The organism is Calditerrivibrio sp. (assembly GCA_026415135.1).
Classification (GTDB): domain Bacteria; phylum Chrysiogenota; class Deferribacteres; order Deferribacterales; family Calditerrivibrionaceae; genus Calditerrivibrio.
Map to the genome: position 1 here is coordinate 21,157 of JAOAHS010000014.1, position 17,814 is coordinate 38,970.

At 35.9% G+C, this 17,814-nt stretch carries 18 protein-coding genes; 7 read left to right on the forward strand and 11 right to left on the reverse strand.

Features of this window, described 5'->3' with window-relative positions:
* The first annotated feature begins 5 nt into the window (after window positions 1-5).
* From glyS to N3C60_02885, 6 genes are read left to right on the forward strand one after another with little or no spacing between them, the layout of a single operon-like run.
* The gene (gene glyS / locus N3C60_02860; GenBank protein MCX8083839.1) at window positions 6-2,078 is read left to right on the forward strand and encodes a glycine--tRNA ligase subunit beta; all 2,073 of its coding nucleotides are present in this window, start codon (window positions 6-8) and stop codon (window positions 2,076-2,078) included.
* A 16-nt stretch (window positions 2,079-2,094) separates the two neighbouring features.
* The gene (gene ppdK / locus N3C60_02865) at window positions 2,095-4,722 is read left to right on the forward strand and encodes a pyruvate, phosphate dikinase (GenBank protein ID MCX8083840.1); all 2,628 of its coding nucleotides are present in this window, start codon (window positions 2,095-2,097) and stop codon (window positions 4,720-4,722) included.
* 44 nt (window positions 4,723-4,766) lie between these two features.
* The gene (locus N3C60_02870; protein MCX8083841.1) at window positions 4,767-5,357 is read left to right on the forward strand and encodes a hypothetical protein; all 591 of its coding nucleotides are present in this window, start codon (window positions 4,767-4,769) and stop codon (window positions 5,355-5,357) included.
* A 10-nt stretch (window positions 5,358-5,367) separates the two neighbouring features.
* The gene (locus N3C60_02875; protein ID MCX8083842.1) at window positions 5,368-5,862 is read left to right on the forward strand and encodes a hypothetical protein; all 495 of its coding nucleotides are present in this window, start codon (window positions 5,368-5,370) and stop codon (window positions 5,860-5,862) included.
* Window positions 5,863-5,902: 40 nt separating this feature from the next.
* Entirely contained in the window at window positions 5,903-7,318 is a 1,416-nt protein-coding gene (locus N3C60_02880) for an ATP-binding protein (GenBank protein ID MCX8083843.1), read from the forward strand.
* Complete coding sequence (locus N3C60_02885; GenBank protein MCX8083844.1) at window positions 7,308-7,679, forward strand: response regulator; 372 nt, start codon at window positions 7,308-7,310, stop codon at window positions 7,677-7,679. The genes N3C60_02880 and N3C60_02885 overlap by 11 nt, the downstream gene beginning before the upstream one ends.
* On the opposite strand, the gene N3C60_02890 is transcribed toward N3C60_02885, so the two are convergent.
* The 6 genes from N3C60_02890 to N3C60_02915 form a co-directional block, all read right to left on the reverse strand.
* Window positions 7,669-9,294 (reverse strand): ATP-binding protein, encoded by a 1,626-nt coding sequence (locus N3C60_02890; GenBank protein ID MCX8083845.1) that lies wholly within the window; start codon window positions 9,292-9,294, stop codon window positions 7,669-7,671. The genes N3C60_02885 and N3C60_02890 overlap by 11 nt on opposite strands.
* A gap of 50 nt (window positions 9,295-9,344) precedes the next feature.
* Complete coding sequence (locus N3C60_02895; GenBank protein MCX8083846.1) at window positions 9,345-9,959, reverse strand: response regulator transcription factor; 615 nt, start codon at window positions 9,957-9,959, stop codon at window positions 9,345-9,347.
* 115 nt (window positions 9,960-10,074) lie between these two features.
* Window positions 10,075-10,593, reverse strand: a complete 519-nt coding sequence (locus N3C60_02900; GenBank protein ID MCX8083847.1) for a hypothetical protein — start codon at window positions 10,591-10,593, stop codon at window positions 10,075-10,077.
* Window positions 10,594-10,702: 109 nt separating this feature from the next.
* Entirely contained in the window at window positions 10,703-12,556 is a 1,854-nt protein-coding gene (gene htpG, locus N3C60_02905; GenBank protein MCX8083848.1) for a molecular chaperone HtpG, read from the reverse strand.
* 69 nt (window positions 12,557-12,625) lie between these two features.
* A complete protein-coding gene (locus N3C60_02910; protein ID MCX8083849.1) occupies window positions 12,626-13,165 on the reverse strand; it encodes an NUDIX hydrolase in 540 nt (179 codons plus the stop codon).
* Window positions 13,165-13,506 (reverse strand): hypothetical protein, encoded by a 342-nt coding sequence (locus N3C60_02915; GenBank protein MCX8083850.1) that lies wholly within the window; start codon window positions 13,504-13,506, stop codon window positions 13,165-13,167. The genes N3C60_02910 and N3C60_02915 overlap by 1 nt, the downstream gene beginning before the upstream one ends.
* 98 nt (window positions 13,507-13,604) lie before the next feature.
* Between N3C60_02915 and mazG the strand changes: the two genes are divergently transcribed.
* A complete protein-coding gene (gene mazG, locus N3C60_02920; GenBank protein MCX8083851.1) occupies window positions 13,605-14,375 on the forward strand; it encodes a nucleoside triphosphate pyrophosphohydrolase in 771 nt (256 codons plus the stop codon).
* Here mazG and N3C60_02925 read toward each other — a convergent pair whose 3' ends face one another.
* The 5 genes from N3C60_02925 to N3C60_02945 form a co-directional block, all read right to left on the reverse strand.
* The gene (locus N3C60_02925) at window positions 14,376-15,608 is read right to left on the reverse strand and encodes an ATP-binding protein (GenBank protein MCX8083852.1); all 1,233 of its coding nucleotides are present in this window, start codon (window positions 15,606-15,608) and stop codon (window positions 14,376-14,378) included.
* 66 nt (window positions 15,609-15,674) lie between these two features.
* Window positions 15,675-16,061: a PepSY domain-containing protein gene (locus N3C60_02930; protein ID MCX8083853.1), complete on the reverse strand. Its 387-nt coding sequence runs from the start codon at window positions 16,059-16,061 to the stop codon at window positions 15,675-15,677.
* A gap of 330 nt (window positions 16,062-16,391) precedes the next feature.
* A complete protein-coding gene (locus N3C60_02935; GenBank protein ID MCX8083854.1) occupies window positions 16,392-16,532 on the reverse strand; it encodes a hypothetical protein in 141 nt (46 codons plus the stop codon).
* A gap of 119 nt (window positions 16,533-16,651) precedes the next feature.
* Entirely contained in the window at window positions 16,652-16,978 is a 327-nt protein-coding gene (locus tag N3C60_02940) for a hypothetical protein (protein ID MCX8083855.1), read from the reverse strand.
* 22 nt (window positions 16,979-17,000) lie between these two features.
* A partial coding sequence (locus N3C60_02945) for a caspase family protein (protein MCX8083856.1) occupies window positions 17,001-17,814 on the reverse strand: 814 nt, incomplete at its 5' end.

Here is a 17,814-nt window from a genome sequence, read left to right on the forward strand (position 1 = left end):
GAAATATGTCGTATTATTTTTTAGAGATTTGTAGCGAAGAAATCCCAGCTGATTTTGTTAATGTTGGTATCGATCACCTCGTTAGCTCCTTTGAAAAACTCTTAAGCGATAGTAAGATTTCTTATGAAGATATACTTTCCGATGGTACCCCAAGAAGGCTCTTCGTTTGGATCAAAGGTTTACCAGATAAACAACCAGATATAGAAGAGGAGGTAATGGGTCCACCTGCCTCTTTAGCTTTTGATACGGATGGCAATCTCACCACTGCAGCACTAAACTTTGCCAAAGCCAAAGGTCTCCCAATAGAAAGTCTAAGAAAGATAACTACACCAAAAGGGGATTATTTATCTGGCAAAAAGTTTATTGCTGGCAAGAGTACCAGAGAGATCCTTGTCGAACATGTCCCCAGAATAATTCAAAATATCCCATTTAAAAAAACTATGCGGTGGGGTGACAAAAATTTCAGGTTTGCAAGACCTGTAAAATCCTTCATCTCCCTTTTTGATAACGAAGTATTGCCTTTTGAAATAGATGGTATAAAAGCCAATAATTTTACCTTTGGCCATCGATTCCATTCTAAAAATGAGATTATTGTGTCCCACCCTGAGGACTACTTTAAAAAGCTCTCAGAGCACTATGTAATAGTGGAAAGAAATAGGAGGAAGGAGAAGATTAAGTCCGAAATACTGAGTATAGCCCAAAAAAACAATGTGGTTGTCGATATTGATGACGAGTTGTTGAATACCGTGACCAACCTTGTGGAATACCCTTTTGTGGTTTTGGGAAGCTTTAGCGAAGATTTTCTTAAACTACCAGAAGAGGTACTGATCACCTCAATGAAAAATCATCAGAAGTACTTTTACACCAAAAACAGAAACACCGGCAGAGTAAGCAACCTTTTTATAGGTGTATCAAATACTAGACCTGTAAACGACAATATAAGAAAAGGTTACGAAAGGGTACTCAGAGCAAGGCTTAAAGATGCTGCCTTTTTCTATGAAAACGACAAAAACATCCCATTGAGTGCAAGGGTTGAAGAATTAAAAAAGGTTATCTATCAAGAAAAATTAGGTACATCCTATGAAAAGATGGAGAGATTTAGATCTTTAGCAGCTTTTCTTGCAGAAGAACTCAAGCTCGACAGTAAGCAAAAAGATTTTATAGATAAAACAGCCTATCTCTGCAAAGCAGATCTGATGACCGAAATGGTCTACGAATTCCCTGAGCTTCAGGGTGTCATGGGTAGAGAATATGCCAGAGTACAAGGAGAAGATGAAGAGGTTTGCACCGGTATCTACGAACACTATTTACCAAGATTTTCTGGAGACCAAATACCCACAACAATTTCAGGTACCTTAGTTTCGATAGCAGACAAAATAGACACAATATGTGGTTGTTTCTCCATAGGCTTGATACCCACCGGGAACAATGACCCCTATGCCCTCAGGAGAAACGCTATCGGTGTGCTACAAATCATCAGAGGTAAAGGCTTTAGACTTGATCTTTTAAGGATCATTGAAAGATCCCTTCAGCTACTTGAAAACAAAGTAACCTTCGATAAACAATCAATAAAATCTTCTGTGATCGATTTTATCTTGCAGAGATTTAAACAGCTACTCATCTCAGACGGCTGTGATCCTGATGCCGTTGATGCTGTTTTGGAGCTATCCCATGACATCCTAAAACTTGAAAAAATGGCAAAGGCCTTAACAGATGCTAAAGGCAGTGATCTGTTTACATCTGTAGCCCAGAGCTATAAAAGGATCTCTAATATCCTTAAAAAAGCTCAGCACACAAACACCATTTTTGACTCTAAGCTATTTCAACAAAGTGCCGAAAAAACTCTTTTTGAAAGAATCAATGGTATTTCCTCTGATTTTCAATTATACTTAGAAAGAGAGGATTTTAACAAATCACTTGAGCTATTACTTACATTGGAGCCATATATAAATAAGTTTTTTGATGATGTCATGGTTATGGTGGATGATGAAGTTATAAGAAACAACAGGCTTTCATTTTTGGGTTTTTTAAAGGGTTATTTTGACAAAATAGGAAATTTATCATTGATAAATCAATAAATAAGGAGGACCCCCGATGGCTGTTAAGTATGTATATTTTTTTGGTAATGGTAAAGCCGAAGGACAGGGCACCGATAAAAACCTTTTGGGAGGTAAAGGAGCCGGTCTTGCAGAGATGACAAACTTGGGGATACCAGTTCCACCTGGTTTCACCATCACCACAGAAGCTTGTATAGCTTATCAGAAAACAAAAACATATCCAGAAGGGATGTGGGAGCAAACACTTGAAGGGCTAAAAAAATTAGAACAGGCAACCAAAAAAGAATTCGGCTCAACAACAAACCCCCTTTTAGTTTCAGTAAGATCCGGTGCAAGGGTTTCCATGCCCGGTATGATGGATACCATTTTAAATCTCGGTCTAAACGATGAAACGGTAAAAGGGCTTGCCACATCTTCAAACAATGAGAGATTTGCCTACGACTCCTATAGGCGATTCATCCAGATGTTTAGCAATGTTGTTTTGGGTGTAGAACATGCCAAGTTTGAGAAATTGATATCAGAAGTGAAAAAGGAGAAAGGTTACAGCCTTGATACAGACTTAACCGCTGAGGACTGGAAAGGTCTGGTTGAAAAGTTTAAGGCACTAGTATTAACCGAAACAGGCAAACCTTTCCCCCAGGATGTAATGGAACAGTTAAAGCTTGCAATAAACGCAGTTTTTGATTCTTGGGATAACCAAAGGGCTAAAACATACAGAAAAATCAATAAGATCCCAGAAGACTGGGGTACCGCCGTTAACGTTGTGGCTATGGTATTCGGAAATATGGGTAACGACTCCGGTACAGGTGTTGCCTTCACAAGAAATCCATCCACAGGTGAGAAAGAATTTTTCGGTGAATTTTTGATAAATGCTCAAGGGGAGGATGTCGTTGCAGGGATAAGAACCCCTGAACCGATTGCACGATTAAAGGAGGAGATGCCCGGAGTTTTTGCACAGCTGGAAGAGGTATACAAAAAGCTAGAGGCCCATTATAAGGATATGCAGGACATCGAATTTACTGTAGAAAGGGGTGTCCTCTATATGCTTCAGACAAGGAGCGGAAAAAGAACAGCAAGGGCTGCGGTGAAAATCGCCTACGACATGTACAAAGAGGGCCTGATAGACAAGAAAACAGCCGTCTTGCGGGTTGCTCCTGAACAGGTGGATCAACTACTGCACCCCATGATAGACCCAAAAGAAAAATACACTGCCATTGCCAAAGGTTTACCCGCTTCCCCCGGCGCAGCAGTGGGTAGAGTAGTCTTCACCGCTGATGATGCAGAGAGTTGGGCTGCAAAAGGTGAAAAAGTGATCCTTGTAAGGGATGAAACATCACCAGAGGATATCGGTGGTATGCATGCTGCTGTGGGTATATTGACAGCTACAGGTGGTATGACAAGTCACGCTGCAGTAGTTGCTCGAGGTATGGGTAAATGCTGTATTGTTGGATGTGGGGCTATACATATCGATGAACATGAAAAGGTTTTCACCGTTGGTCCCCATACAGTAAAAGAAGGGGATTATATAACAATAAATGGTAGTACAGGGGAGGTAATATTAGGCAAGGTTTCCCTTGTAGAGCCAGAACTATCTGGTGAATTTGCAGAAATCCTTTCCTGGGCAGACGAGTTTAGAAAACTTGGAGTAAGAACCAATGCAGACACACCCCATGACTCTAAGGTCGCAAGGGAGTTTGGTGCTGAAGGTATAGGTCTTTGTAGAACTGAGCACATGTTCTTTGAAGGAGATAGGATAGATGCAGTAAGGGAGATGATCCTTGCCCATACAGAAGAGGATAGGAGAAAAGCCCTTGCAAAAATAAAGCCTTATCAAAAAGAGGACTTCAAGGGGATCTTCAAAGCTATGGATGGTTTCCCTGTTACCATAAGACTTTTGGACCCTCCTTTACATGAGTTTATCCCCCATACAGATGAGGACCTTCAGAAGGTTGCAAAAGCTTCAGGGGTACCTTTTGAATCCCTAAAGAAAAAGAGGGACGAACTCCATGAGTTCAACCCAATGTTGGGTCACAGAGGCTGTAGACTTGGTATAACATACCCTGAAATCTATGAGATGCAGGTCTACGCCATCATGGAAGCAGCATGCGAAGTAGCCAAAGAGGGTGTAAAGGTCTATCCAGAGATCATGATCCCCCTTGTGGGGCATTATAAAGAGCTTGAAATATTAAGGGACATGACTGTTAGGGTAGCAGAAGAGGTTATGAAACAATATGGTATCACCCTCAAGTATCTGGTAGGTACCATGATTGAGCTTCCAAGAGCTGCACTCACCGCTGATGAGATAGCTCAATACGCAGAGTTTTTCTCATTTGGTACAAACGACCTTACTCAGACTACATTAGGACTCAGTAGGGATGATTCCGGGAAATTTTTACCATTCTACGTTGAAAAAGGTATCTACAAAGAAGACCCATTCGTATCCCTTGACATCACAGGTGTAGGCCAACTCGTTGAGATGGGTGTCACAAAAGGTAGAAAAACTAGACCAGATCTAAAAACAGGTATATGTGGAGAACATGGTGGTGACCCAGCATCCATCTTCTTCTGTCATAAGGTTGGGTTAAACTATGTAAGTTGTTCGCCCTTTAGAGTACCGGTGGCAAGGCTTGCAGCTGCTCATGCAGCGTTAAAGGAACAAAAATAAAAAAACAAAGGGGTTGCAATTGCAACCCCGATTTTTGGTGATTTATGGGCTTAATATCAGGTTCAATTAATTTATTTAGGGTATATTTCAACGATCCCTTTAGGTTTAACACCCTTGAAATAAGTGATATCTTAGACCAATACTCCTTTGATCAGCTATTTAGCGAAGAAAAAACTATAAACTATGGGTTTATCCCTTTCGAATACCCCGATAGAACAAGTTTTGCTGAAAGCTCTGTTATCTACGGTGAACATATCCTTTTTTCCATGAGATACGATGAGAAGAGAATAAATGCCAAATTTTTTAATCTCGAACTCAATCTACAGAAAAAAAGATTTATGGAAGAAAACAAAAAGGAGTTCTTATCAAAAACAGATATCGAATTTATAAAAAACAGTCTAAACAGAAAGCTAGCAAAATTAGCTATCCCTAACACAACGATTATAGAGATTTTACTTGATCCGGATAAAAAGCAGATAATAGTGTCAAATCTATCCACAAAAATATTTGAGGCACTGTCCCATCTTATGAAAAGTGCATTTGATATAAATATATACCAAGAGACCTTCGTGGAACTTGCCAAAAAAGTATTAAACGACCCTGCGAAAATCGATAGACTTTTACAAATAACCTAACGGAGTAAGCATGCTTAAGAAAGATATCAGTTTTTTAGAACATGAATACCTACAGTTTTTGTTGATGAACTACTTTATTGGAGAAAACAACATAGAAATCAACAACGATACCTATACCTACATACCGAAAGGTAGAATAACTCTTTACTCAGAATCCGATTTTGAAAAGATAGATATTGAATCTATTAGCCTTTACAGTTGTAAAGAGATGTACGTATCACTAAAAAATGCGAAAGCAATCAAACAGCTAAGCCTTTCTCTTACAGGTAAAAATTTTACCATCGATTTTGTTTTAAAAACATCCCCCTTGAGATTGACAAGTATTAATGCACCCAAATCCCTCGGTGAAGATATAGAAGATAAAGTTATAGAGAGGATATTATATCTGAATATTGTAGAATCATTCTATGAAAAAACACTAAAAGGTTTTTTAGAAGCAAGGGTTAGTGACAACTGGAACTTTTTGTTGAAAAACTTTAATGATTATTTAAGCGCTATTGATTAAGATTTTTTTTATTTTTAAAATTTCATGCTATAATTATATTATGAATGACACCATAACAACTACGGCTATTAAATATTTAGCGATTAAAAGAGATGGCAGGATTCTACTGGAAGTTGGCCTACGCCCGATTATTTGTCGGCATATTGTTAACAGACATGGTTATGAGATATGTATAGATACCGACATAGATGAAGATGAACGTATAGAAAAATATGTGATAGATATCATGCAACATGTAGGAGTTCAAGACACTCAGTGGTATGAGGAAAATATTGAGATTCTAAATACCATTTTAGACAAGAAATCGATAGATGATTTATTATACAAAATATTGTACAAAATCCTGTCTGATAATTTCACTGATAAAGTAGCCTTTTTTGCTCTAAACGATAGATTACTGAAATTAAGGGGGGTTTCTTACATCAAAAAGGGGGATACTGATTTTGTTTATGATAACACAATAATAAAAAACTGTACCATAGATCTAAGCCAAAAGGGAAAAATAGCTGATACACTTTTTTTCGAAAGGTACGAAGAATTAAAGATAGACGAAATAAAACATAAGAACCTTGAGAGATTCTTTACCAATAAGGTTGCTGTCTTCCCTATCGCTGGTGGTTATCGAACCATCGGACTTTTAATCTTTCAAGATGGTGTATCCAAAGAAAAACTAACAAAATTAGCATATTTAGGCAAGATTCTCTCTTTGGGCATAGATCATCTAAAACTAAACAAACAACTCAAATTGTCCCTTGATGATATAAGCTATCTAAAAGAAAGTTTAAATGTGAGTAGCAACCTAACCCAAATGGGTAAACTCACTGCCTCTGTGGCACACGAGATAAAAAATCCCCTCGTTTCAATAGGAGGATTTGCCAAAAGACTTGAAAGGTTTATAAGCGATGAAAGGGGACTTGGTTATCTTAAAATCATACAGACAGAAACCACAAGGCTAGAACAGATAGTAAACGACATTTTATCCTACTCTAAGGTATTTTCCCTTATCAAAGAAGAGGTAAATATCAAGAGCTTCTTACAAGAGATATACGAAATATTTAAAGATGAACTCATTATTAATAACATCCAGCTAATGATCAGCTGTCCCAACGATCTACATCTATATCTGGACAGCAAAAAGATGAAGCAGGTTTTCATAAACCTGATAAAAAATTCCATACAATCGATAGAATCAAACGGCGAAATCATCATAGAGGTATCAAAGGATATGGATAATATTCTAATCACAGTAAAAGATACTGGTGAAGGCTTTCCCATCGAAGTTATTCAGAAAGCTTTTGAACCTTTTGTCACCACCAAAGAGATGGGCACAGGGCTTGGCTTATCCATTTGCCATAAAATCATAAAAGCCCACGGAGGAGATATCTATCTGGACAACTATGAAAACGGTGCAATAGTGAAAATATATTTACCGTTGAGGGGGTTATATGAAAATTAAGAAAATCATGATAGTTGATGATGAACCCAATGTAGCAAAATTATACGAAGAGTACTTAGCTGAATATGGTTATGAGGTTTTTACAGAAAACAATCCTAACAACGTGATGACATCATTTACATCCTTCCAACCAGATCTCGTATTACTCGACGTAAATATGCCGGAAAAAGATGGTCTCACTTTACTTAAAGAGATAAAAAAAGTTATTCCTAAAATACCTGTTTATCTTTTAACAGCCCATGATGAACATAAACGGAATTTTAACTCCCTTTACGCCGACGAATATATACTAAAATCAAGGGATCCTAAAATAATTCTTACCCTTATAGAAAAAGAGGGGAATAAAATGTCTACTCCTTAGAAATATTTGGGATAGTTATCTCCACCTTTGTTCCAAAACCTAAAGAATCTACATTAATTTCGCCATTTAGCATATAGACTCTTTCTTTGACAGTTTTTAACCCCAAGTGATCTTTTTTATTCATCTCCTTCTCATAATCAAAACCTTTCCCATTATCTTTTATAACTATCATAATCTTCTCATCATTGGTCTGTTTCATAGTTATTCTTACAAAGTTACCACAAGAATGCTTCACCGCATTTTGCACAAGCTCTTTTATGATCCTTGCGATAATAAGTTGTTCAATAATATCAAGTTTTAAAGACTCAACGTCATATTCATATTCAACCTTAAAATCAGAATATTTCACCTCTATATCTTCTTTTAAATTCTCTAAGAACCCTTTTAACCCAGATATCTTCATTTGGTTTATATCATTTTCTATAACCAGCGTCCTTAGACTCTTAATATCCTCCCTTAAAACCAATGCAAGTTCCCCCATCTTATTTTTTATAAGTTGAATCAGAATATAGTTTAGATCCTGTAAGACTGTATCATGTATATCCTTTGCTATCTTCTCCCTTTCCTTCTCCTGGGCCATTAGGATCTCTTTAAAAAAGTCTCTTAAGTTTATATTTTCAAGGTGTTTTAGAAATGAGCTATGCAGAATCTTTATCTCCTTCAGATCGGTATTTAGCTGAGGTAAGGGTATGGACTTCTCTATGGCATCAGCTAAAGTTGTTATGGGCTGCACAATAACCTTCTGTATATTTTTTTTATAACTTATATACATGAACACATATATTAAACTAAAGAAAAGGTTAGCTAAAATAAGATAGATGATATACTTCCAGAGACGGGGCTTTATGTCAACAACATAAAATATCCCAAAGTATGAATCGTGTATTTTATTCAAGAGCAGCTTACCTATCTTAATATTGAACAGTTTTACATCTTCATAGGTATCCTTTTGATTTTTTACTAAACTATATATCACCTCTTCATCCTCTTTTTTCGGTTCTCCAAATGTAATCCCGTGGGATGTTATGTTATTCAGCGTAGATACATGATATATAGATATTTTAAAATCATAATCTGCAAGCTTATCTAAGATATTATGAAGTCTTGTCCTAAAATCATTGAGAACATCTATCTGAAATCCCACCTGCAAGTATATACGCTCGTATGGGAGATATTTCAAAATATAAGCATAATAACGGTTATTTTGGGTGTTGTAAACTGGAAAATCCAAATATTTTAACCCTGTCTCCCTTGCTTCTAATAATCTTAGCTTTGCATTTTCAAATCTAAAAAGATCTACACCCGCTTCTGCTTTATTAGTTGTTTCAAAAATTACACCATTGTGGGATACGAGCCCTACATCGAAATTTTTGGGTAGCTCTATAATGTTTAGTTGATTTAACAACTGCTCAGTGGAGTAAATTTTTTTTTCAACAATAAGTCGTTCTATTCGATTAAAAAGTATATTAAAGCTATCAAGCTTAGCCGTAACCTCCCTTTCATGACTTGAAAAGATCACAGATACAAGCTCTACAAGTGTCCTACTATTTTTCTTAACGACATCGATGCTAACAAGCGAAATAACCACAGACATCCCAATCTGTAAAAGTATCACAAAAAAAACAAAATATATAAAATGTCTACGAAAGAGTGTAATAATACTCATCATAGAGATATGATTTTTAATCTAATAGCTAATCTAACAAGATCTGTTTCGTTTTTTAGACCAAGTTTGTTAAAAATGGAAGTTTTTTGATTTTCCACAGTTTTAACGCTTTTACCAGTATCGAGGGCAATCTCCTTTGCAGTTTTTCCTTCGGCTAACATTTTGAATATCTCTTTCTCAGCTGGTGTAAGCATGAAAAATTTATCTTCCAGATCATTCACACTATCGATTCTATCGATATAGCTGCCTCCTTTTAATAAGGTAATCAAAGCATCGATGAGGTTGTAGGAGATATTTTCTTTTGATATACAACCCATTGCACCTTTTTGTAAGGCTTTTTCAGCTAAGACTATAGATTTGTATGTGGTTATCACGAGTATAGGAACATTGTATTCCTTTTTTATTTTTTGGATTATATTGATACCATCTCCATCCGGCAAATTCAAATCAAGAGTAATAATATGAACAGCCTTTGTAGATAAAATATCGAAGGTCTCTTTTATGTTAGAAGCTTCATAAATCTCTTCAAACAAACCCTCTTCCGATACCACAGACAATATACCTTTTCTAAACAAGGGGTGGTCGTCAACAACGAGTAAATTTCTCTTCAGCATCATTTTTAATATAATAAAACCAATAAAAAGTAAAGAGGAGGATAAAACGATGACCCCCCAGATACCTCCCCCTACCTTAAAATATAAGAACAATCACAGATTTAAATATGTGTATTTAAAATTCATAAAGGGAGATCCTCAATGAATCCAACAGGTCTAACACAGTCAAAATCTTTAATTCTTCTTTCAAAATCATCTGGCTAAAGATTTCAAAGCCATCGTCAGTATATTTTACACTTCTATTCTGAACAACCAATATATAAAATTTTGCGTCAAACATCTTGGCTTTCAGATGTGAAGCATGCTTTATATACTCCACCACATCATTATAGCAAAAGCCATCTATCGATTTTACAAAAGATATCTCCCCTATCCTACCTCCCTCCATTGTTATAAAAATATTACGAATAAATTTTTCATCATTAAGTACAGCACTGCCATTGTTGAATATATGGCGGGGTTCCTCTATAACCTCTCTATCATTATATATTGATCTATAATATTTCAACAAAAGGCTTTTTATCTTCTCCTCGGCAACACTTCTACTTCCAGTAGAAAGAAAAAAGGATATGACACCTAACTCTTTTTTATCATCCACACTCTTTCCAAGATAAAGCAGGAGTATATCTCTCATAGTAATTTATCTATAAGCCTTTTAGGAACAGAAATCCATAGGAAAATTTCCTATGAATACATACTTTGAGAATATGATATAAAAGGGTAAGAGCGGAAAAAAATCCGCTCTATACGGTACTTAAAAGCATTTCTGAAACTTTTCTTGAAAACTCCAAAGGATTTTTAGGTTTTTCACCATCAGCTACTAAAGCCAAATCAAAAATAAAGTTTGATAGCTCTTGTATCTTAGATGTTTTTGGGTCTACCTCAAAAAGCGATTTCATCTTTTTCATGAAAGGATGGTTCAAGTTTATCTCTAATATCCTTTTATTCTCTGGCACTGGTTGTCCCATAGACTCAAAAAACCTCCTCATAGACTCATTCATTGCATTCTCCCCTAACACCAAACAGCACAAGGAATCGGTAAGTCTAACACTACCCCTGACATCCTCCACATAGTCTTTCAAATACTCTTTCATCTTTATTAAAAGCTCTTTAAACTCCTTTTCATTTCTTTCCAAACTCTCCTTCTCTTCACCATCCGCTTTAATATCCCCCTTTGTAATCGATTTTAACTTTTTACCCTTATACTCGTAAAGTCCACCAATTATTATCTCATCAAACTCCCCTGAAAAAAGGATTACATCGAGCGACTTATTTTTAAAATATTCCAACTTAGGAGATTGAAGCAGTTCCTGGATACTTTTACCTGTTATATAGTATATCTCCTCTTGTCCTGGTTGAAGGTTTTCAAGATAGGTGTCAAGATCTATTTTTTTATCAATATGCTTTAAAGTATTAAAGATCATCAATTGGGCGATTTCCTCTTTCCTTTCGATATCGATATGGATACCCTCTTTTAACACATCGCCAAACTGTTCAAAAAACTTTTCATACTTTTCAAAATCGTTTTTCTTCATATTTTTCAAGGTATCTAAAACCTTTCTTGTAATATTTTTGTTAATGTTTGAAACCAACCTGTTGTTTTGTAACATTTCCCGAGAAACATTTAAGGGTAAGTCAGAAGAGTCCACCACGCCTTTTACAAACCTAAGATAAGAAGGTATTAGATCTTCACAAGCATCCATTATCTGTACCTTTTTTACATAAAGGGCTGGGCCGATCTTGGCACTTTTATAGTAGATATCAAAAGGTCTCTTTGCAGGGATAAAAAGTAGTGCAGTAAACTCAACTGTCCCCTCAGCCCTGTAGTGTATTGTTTCAAGGGGATCATTGAAATCATGGGAGATATGCTTGTAAAATTCGTTGTACTCCTCCTGTTTCACCTCTGTTTTACTCTTAAGCCATATAGCCTGCATAGAATTTATCGTCTCTTCTTCGATTTTACCATCTCTTTTAGTAGATAAAACTATTGGATAAGCAATATAATCGGAGTACTTTTTCACAATCTGTTTTATCTTCCACTCATCAAGGTACTCCTTTTCATCCCCCTTCAAATACAAAACAATAGTTGTACCGTTTTCACTTTTTTCAGTATCTTCCACCTCAAAACTACCATCGGCAGTGGATCTCCAAATGACTCCCTTTTCTTCACCAACCTTTTTGGTAATAACCTCTATCTTTTCTGCTACCATAAAAGCTGAATAGAACCCAACACCAAACTGCCCGATAAGATTGAGATCACCGGTCTCTTTAATCTTTTTCACAGTTTCTATAAACTCTTTTGTCCCTGATTTCGCTATGGTACCCAAGTTCATTACAGCTTCTTCCTTATTCATACCAATACCATTGTCAGAGATGGTGAGGGTGTTTTTCTCTTTGTCTGGAACGATTTTTATCTTCCAATCGGTAGAACTCCCTTTAATCTCACTATCAGTAAGTGTTAGGTACCTTGCCTTGTCTATCGCATCTGAAGCATTTGAAATAAGTTCCCTTAAAAAGATCTCTTTGTGAGAATAAAGGGAGTTAATCACAAGATTTAACAACTCCTTCACTTCAGCCTTAAACTCGTATCTTTCCATACCTCTATACCTCCTGAGTAAATTTTACAACTTATTAAAGATAATAGATTTTTTATAAATTTCAAGGGATCAACAGATATTTGTCACATAAAGGGCATAAGCGCCTAAAACCACCGAATGATTTATATCACCACATTTAACACGGTATTTCAACTCTTCCTTAGTCATCTCCTCAATCGTAATATCTTCGAATGGATCAAAGGATGTCTTCCCTCCAAAAAAACAGCCATCAGCTAAATATACAAAACATCTATTGCTCATTATAGCAGGGTTTGGCCTTAATGTTCCCAACAAGATGCACCTTTTACACAAAAGTCCAGTTTCTTCCTCCAACTCCCTTAAAGCAGCATCATCCGCATCCTCACCTGTATGAAGTGCCCCTCCAGGGAACTCTAAGGTATACTCCTCAACAATTGGCCGAAACTGCCTCACCAACACGATATTTCCATTCTCCAATACAGGTACTATCACCACCCAATTGCTTGTGTCTATAGAGGTAAAAGGGGCTTTCACCCCTCTTTTAGTAAACTCCCAATGATGGTGTGAGATATCCAGTATTCTATCTTCAAATATTTTCTCTTTTTTGATAAAACGCCAGTCCTTCGACATTAGAGGATAAGACCACCTTTCCCACCCTTATTTCCAAATCCGCTTAAGTCACCAAGATTAGAAGTAATTCTTATGTTGCTCTTGGCCTCAAGATATTTATTGACAATCTCCTCAGGAAATTTTTTATATTCATACATAATAAAAGTAGCATCTATACTACCCTGGATCTCATCCTCATAAGGAAATCCAAAAGGCAGAATTGCTATCTGCATCCCCGCTGTAGTAGGTATAGTCTGGATGATTGCCACATCGTTTAACCTTTTGTTTTCCTCATCATAAACCCCTATGACTGTATCTCCACTGATCAGCTTAACAAACTTAACATTCTCGTATGATGACATCTGTCCTCCTTCATTTTTTTTAAAACTATAATCAGATATTTCAGACTAATTTTCAAGTTTTTTCTTTAAATTATTTCAAACTTATGCTATTTTTCATTATGGAAAAACAGTTTAGAGAGTTTGTAAATATTGTAAAAAAACTCAGATCCCCAGATGGTTGCCCATGGGATCGTCAACAAACTCTATATTCTTTAAAGGAATATCTCATAGAAGAAGCCTTTGAGCTTGTAGACGCCATAGATAGAAAAGATATAGACAATATAAAAGAGGAACTGGGTGATCTTTTATTACACGTGGTTTTACACGCTGTTATCGCCGAAGAGGAGTCCTATTTTACTTTGAACGAGGTTATAAAAAATATCTCAGACAAACTTATAAGAAGGCACCCACATGTTTTTGGTGATGTTGAGGTTAAAAGTTCAGACGACGTTATGATAAACTGGGAAAAGATAAAAAAAGAGGAAAAAAAAGATAGATCCATCCTCGATGAGATACCAAAAGGGCTACCTTCAATCCAAAAAGCTCTAAAACTACAAGATAGAGCTAGAAAAGTAGGTTTTGACTGGGACAGCGCCGATGATTGCATGAACAAGGTTATTGAAGAATTTGAAGAGTTTAAATCTGCAGTTTCCATAAAATCAAAAGAGGATATGGAACATGAAATGGGTGATCTACTTTTTGCCATAATAAACTTTTCAAGGTTTCTAAATATAAATCCAGATGAAGCTTTGAGGAAAACCAATTATAGATTTTTAAAAAGATTTAGTTATATCGAAAAAAAACTTGCTGAAAACAACCTTAAATTTGAAGACGTCACAATAGAAACCCTAGATAAGTTCTGGGAGGAGGCTAAAAAAATCGTTGGTTAGCTACCTCTTAAGATCAAAATCAAGTACAATCACAAAAGGTTTTATGTTCCTCACAAAAATGGAAAACCCGTGGGCATCCATGATCTTTTTGCATATAGCAAGCCCTAGACCTGTTCCCTTGCTGCTGGTGGTATAAAAGGGTCTGAACAATCGATTGGGATCCAACGAATCGTTGTTGTGATCGTTGATTATAGATACCCTATTCTTCTCAAAAACTATCTCTATACTACCTTTGATTGGAGACGCATAAATAGCATTTATTAGTAAGTTCATAATAACCTGCAATAATTTGTTGTAATCAGCAACAACACTAATATCCCCATGATTCATGGATATATTAAGCTCTTTCTTTTCGTAATCAAATCTCAACAAAACCAATGCCTTGTTGAAAATATCCCTTATACTCACAGTATCTTTGTTAAGAGACATCTCTTTCCCAAAAAAGTTAAATTCCTCCACAATACCATTAAGCCTATTTATCTCATCTAATATCCTATCCATGCAGTCGGCCAATTCATCATCCTCAAGTCTATCGTAGATATGCTGGGACAACCCTTTTATGGAACTTAAAGGGTTCTTTATTTCGTGGGCCAACATATTGGATAGATTTGCTATCTCCTCTGTATGTTTTACCCGCATATATGCATCAGAAAGTTTTTCATACTTAAAGATAAAAGATCGTATAAATATAAGAAGTAACAGAAGAACCACAAGTAAAGTAAATATTATATAGAGATCTTTTTTTGTCTCTGAAATAAAACGATTAAATCTCTCCTTAGAGATTATCACCGTAGCAAAATACAAAGGGTAAAAATTTGTAGAAAGCTTCCCTTTCAGATTTTCCCCAAGAGCGTCCTCAGGGTTTAGTACCCTAGTGAGGATAATGGTATTACCATCCTCTTGTGGTTTTAAATCTTTACTGGGGATATATTTCGATGCTTTATCAGACCTGTATAACACCTCTCCATTTTCAGAAAATATTATGATCTCTTTTATATCCTGGTTCTTAGAAAGTTCTTCTGCAAGCTGTAACAAACTAATGCTCTGAACACTACCAAAATATTTAGGCGCACCTTCAAGGGCCTTTAAAGTGAGCTCACCTATAATCATCAGGTTACGCTTTTGATAACTTTTTAGCGCAGTAAAAGAGGATATCTCATAGTAGGACAAAACAACAATGAAAAATACAGATATAATTATAAAAAAATTGACAGTTTTTATAAGTTTTTTCATAGCTACATTTACTTTAAAAAAAGGGCTTTGACAAGAAGAAAGGGGCTTATGCCCCTTTCTTAGTACTTATTGAGCTACTATAGGAAATGGTCCCCTAACATAACCGACGGGATTAACGTGAAGTTCGAAAGTGTTTTTGCCATCACTTACTTTGAAGACATAGACTGTCCCTCTTGGAACTTGAAACTTCTGGGTATCCTTTATACTAAAACCCTTCAAGTTTGCCGCCATAAAACTTTCTACAGCTTTTTTAGCATCTGCTTCGGACAAAGATGGAGTCGCAACACCAGGACCAAACCCTTTGCCACCCATCATCCCACAACCACATCCCTTATAACAGTTTTGAAACTTAGGCCCCATGCCATACCCAGGACCATAACCTTGTGGTCCCCATGCATAGACTGCACCTGCTATGAATGTAACAATTGCTGTTACTACCAAAAACTTTTTCATATAACACCTCCTTATCTCTTATTTGTAAAAATCGATACACAATTAAAATGCCAAAATGCCAAGATCCTAACTATATGTCAAAGAAGCTCTTTTAAAAACAGCCCATATTTTTGTGCAAAATTTTCCCAAAATGTTATTTTTTTATTAGAACATAAATCAACAACAAAATATTTTAAAACCTTTCTTCATAAAAAACCTATCTCCATATTCAAAACGCCTCCATCGTTAAAAAGCTATCAAGTATAACTTTTACCTGATTTTAATTCTGTCGTAATCACCAATTTTTAGAATCCACTATCCCGTTTTCCGGAATATGAAAGAATCTTATCCTCAAGCATAAACATACTTCTGAAGCTCAACATCTTCAACCTGGGTTTCATCCTGATCATAGACTAAAACGTATATAATTCCTACAATACTTGCAATAATCCACACAATAAGAAAAATATTAAATGGAGCTTCATCTGGCATATCTGACATTACGAAAATACCAAATATTAAAAATAAAAAAGCATTACAATTATTATTTTTAAAGCAACAGGAGAGGGGCTGACCGATGCTATTTTCTTTTTCATTGCTTTATCCTTTCTTTATTTTAATTTTCTTTTTCTGCCCACTAAAAAATAAGATAAAGACAGAATAATCGGAATCAATCCAAATAAAAATTCTAAGGCAATATTGGTTTCAGAGGGTTTCTTAAACACAATTCCTATCATTCCTATAATTATTGCAACAAGAACAATAACTATCCAGATTATTTTTTCATTTTCTTTAAACTTACCTATAATTATATCAATAAAGGCAAAGACAGAAAGAATTATTCCAATACCTATTGCTCCTCCATCAACAGATGCCAGAGCAATCCAGAGTATTAAGCCTATAAGAATGAAAAGCACTATTTTGATAGATTTGCTCATTATTTCCCTTCCGCTTAAAAAATTATTTTACTATTACAAGTGGAAAATCCATACCCCTTGAGTCAACAACAGGAAACTGAGATTCCTTTTTATATTTTTTACTTATTTCTGGAAGTCTTTCTTCCACATATCCCATGAGCTTTCTTACAGTAACTGTCTCTGTACCTCCAGATGCCTTGCCTTTTAAACCTTCAAGGATGGTATATGTAAATACACCATGTCCTAAATCCTTTACCTCTGATGCAAACTGGTCTTTTGTAGATGCTGCTATGACATGCACTCCTGTTGCTCGTGAAAGCTGTGAAAGGGCTTTTCTGTCTTCAAATCCTCTGAATGCCACAAGCATGGCCCCTGATTTACAGGCATCAATTAGAACTACTATTTTTTGTGCCTTTATGTTTTTTATCAGTCCTGCAAATTCATCAGATGATATTCCCTTTGATTTCACATCTTCTTCCCTTTCAGGATAAGTAAGCTCATAAGGGATAAAATACCATTTATCATTGATATTTTCTCCATGCCCTGCAAGATAAATAAGCAAAGCATCCTGTGGATTGGTTTTTTCCAGCTGTTTTAGTTTAGCAGTTATATTTCCCTTTGTTGCCTGTTCATTATAAACTTCTAAAACTTCAACTTTTTTGAATAGCCTTCCACCTTTATGTTTGAAAAATTCAATTATCCCCTTTGCATCTGGCTCTGCATAGTTGAGATTTAATGCAGGGTTTTCATATTTGTTTATGCCAACTGCAAAGACATAGAGATTGGTCTCCTTTGAAGGTGCAGTTAATGTTACTATTAATTCATAGGGATTTGACTCTGTCCTGTCTTTACTAAAG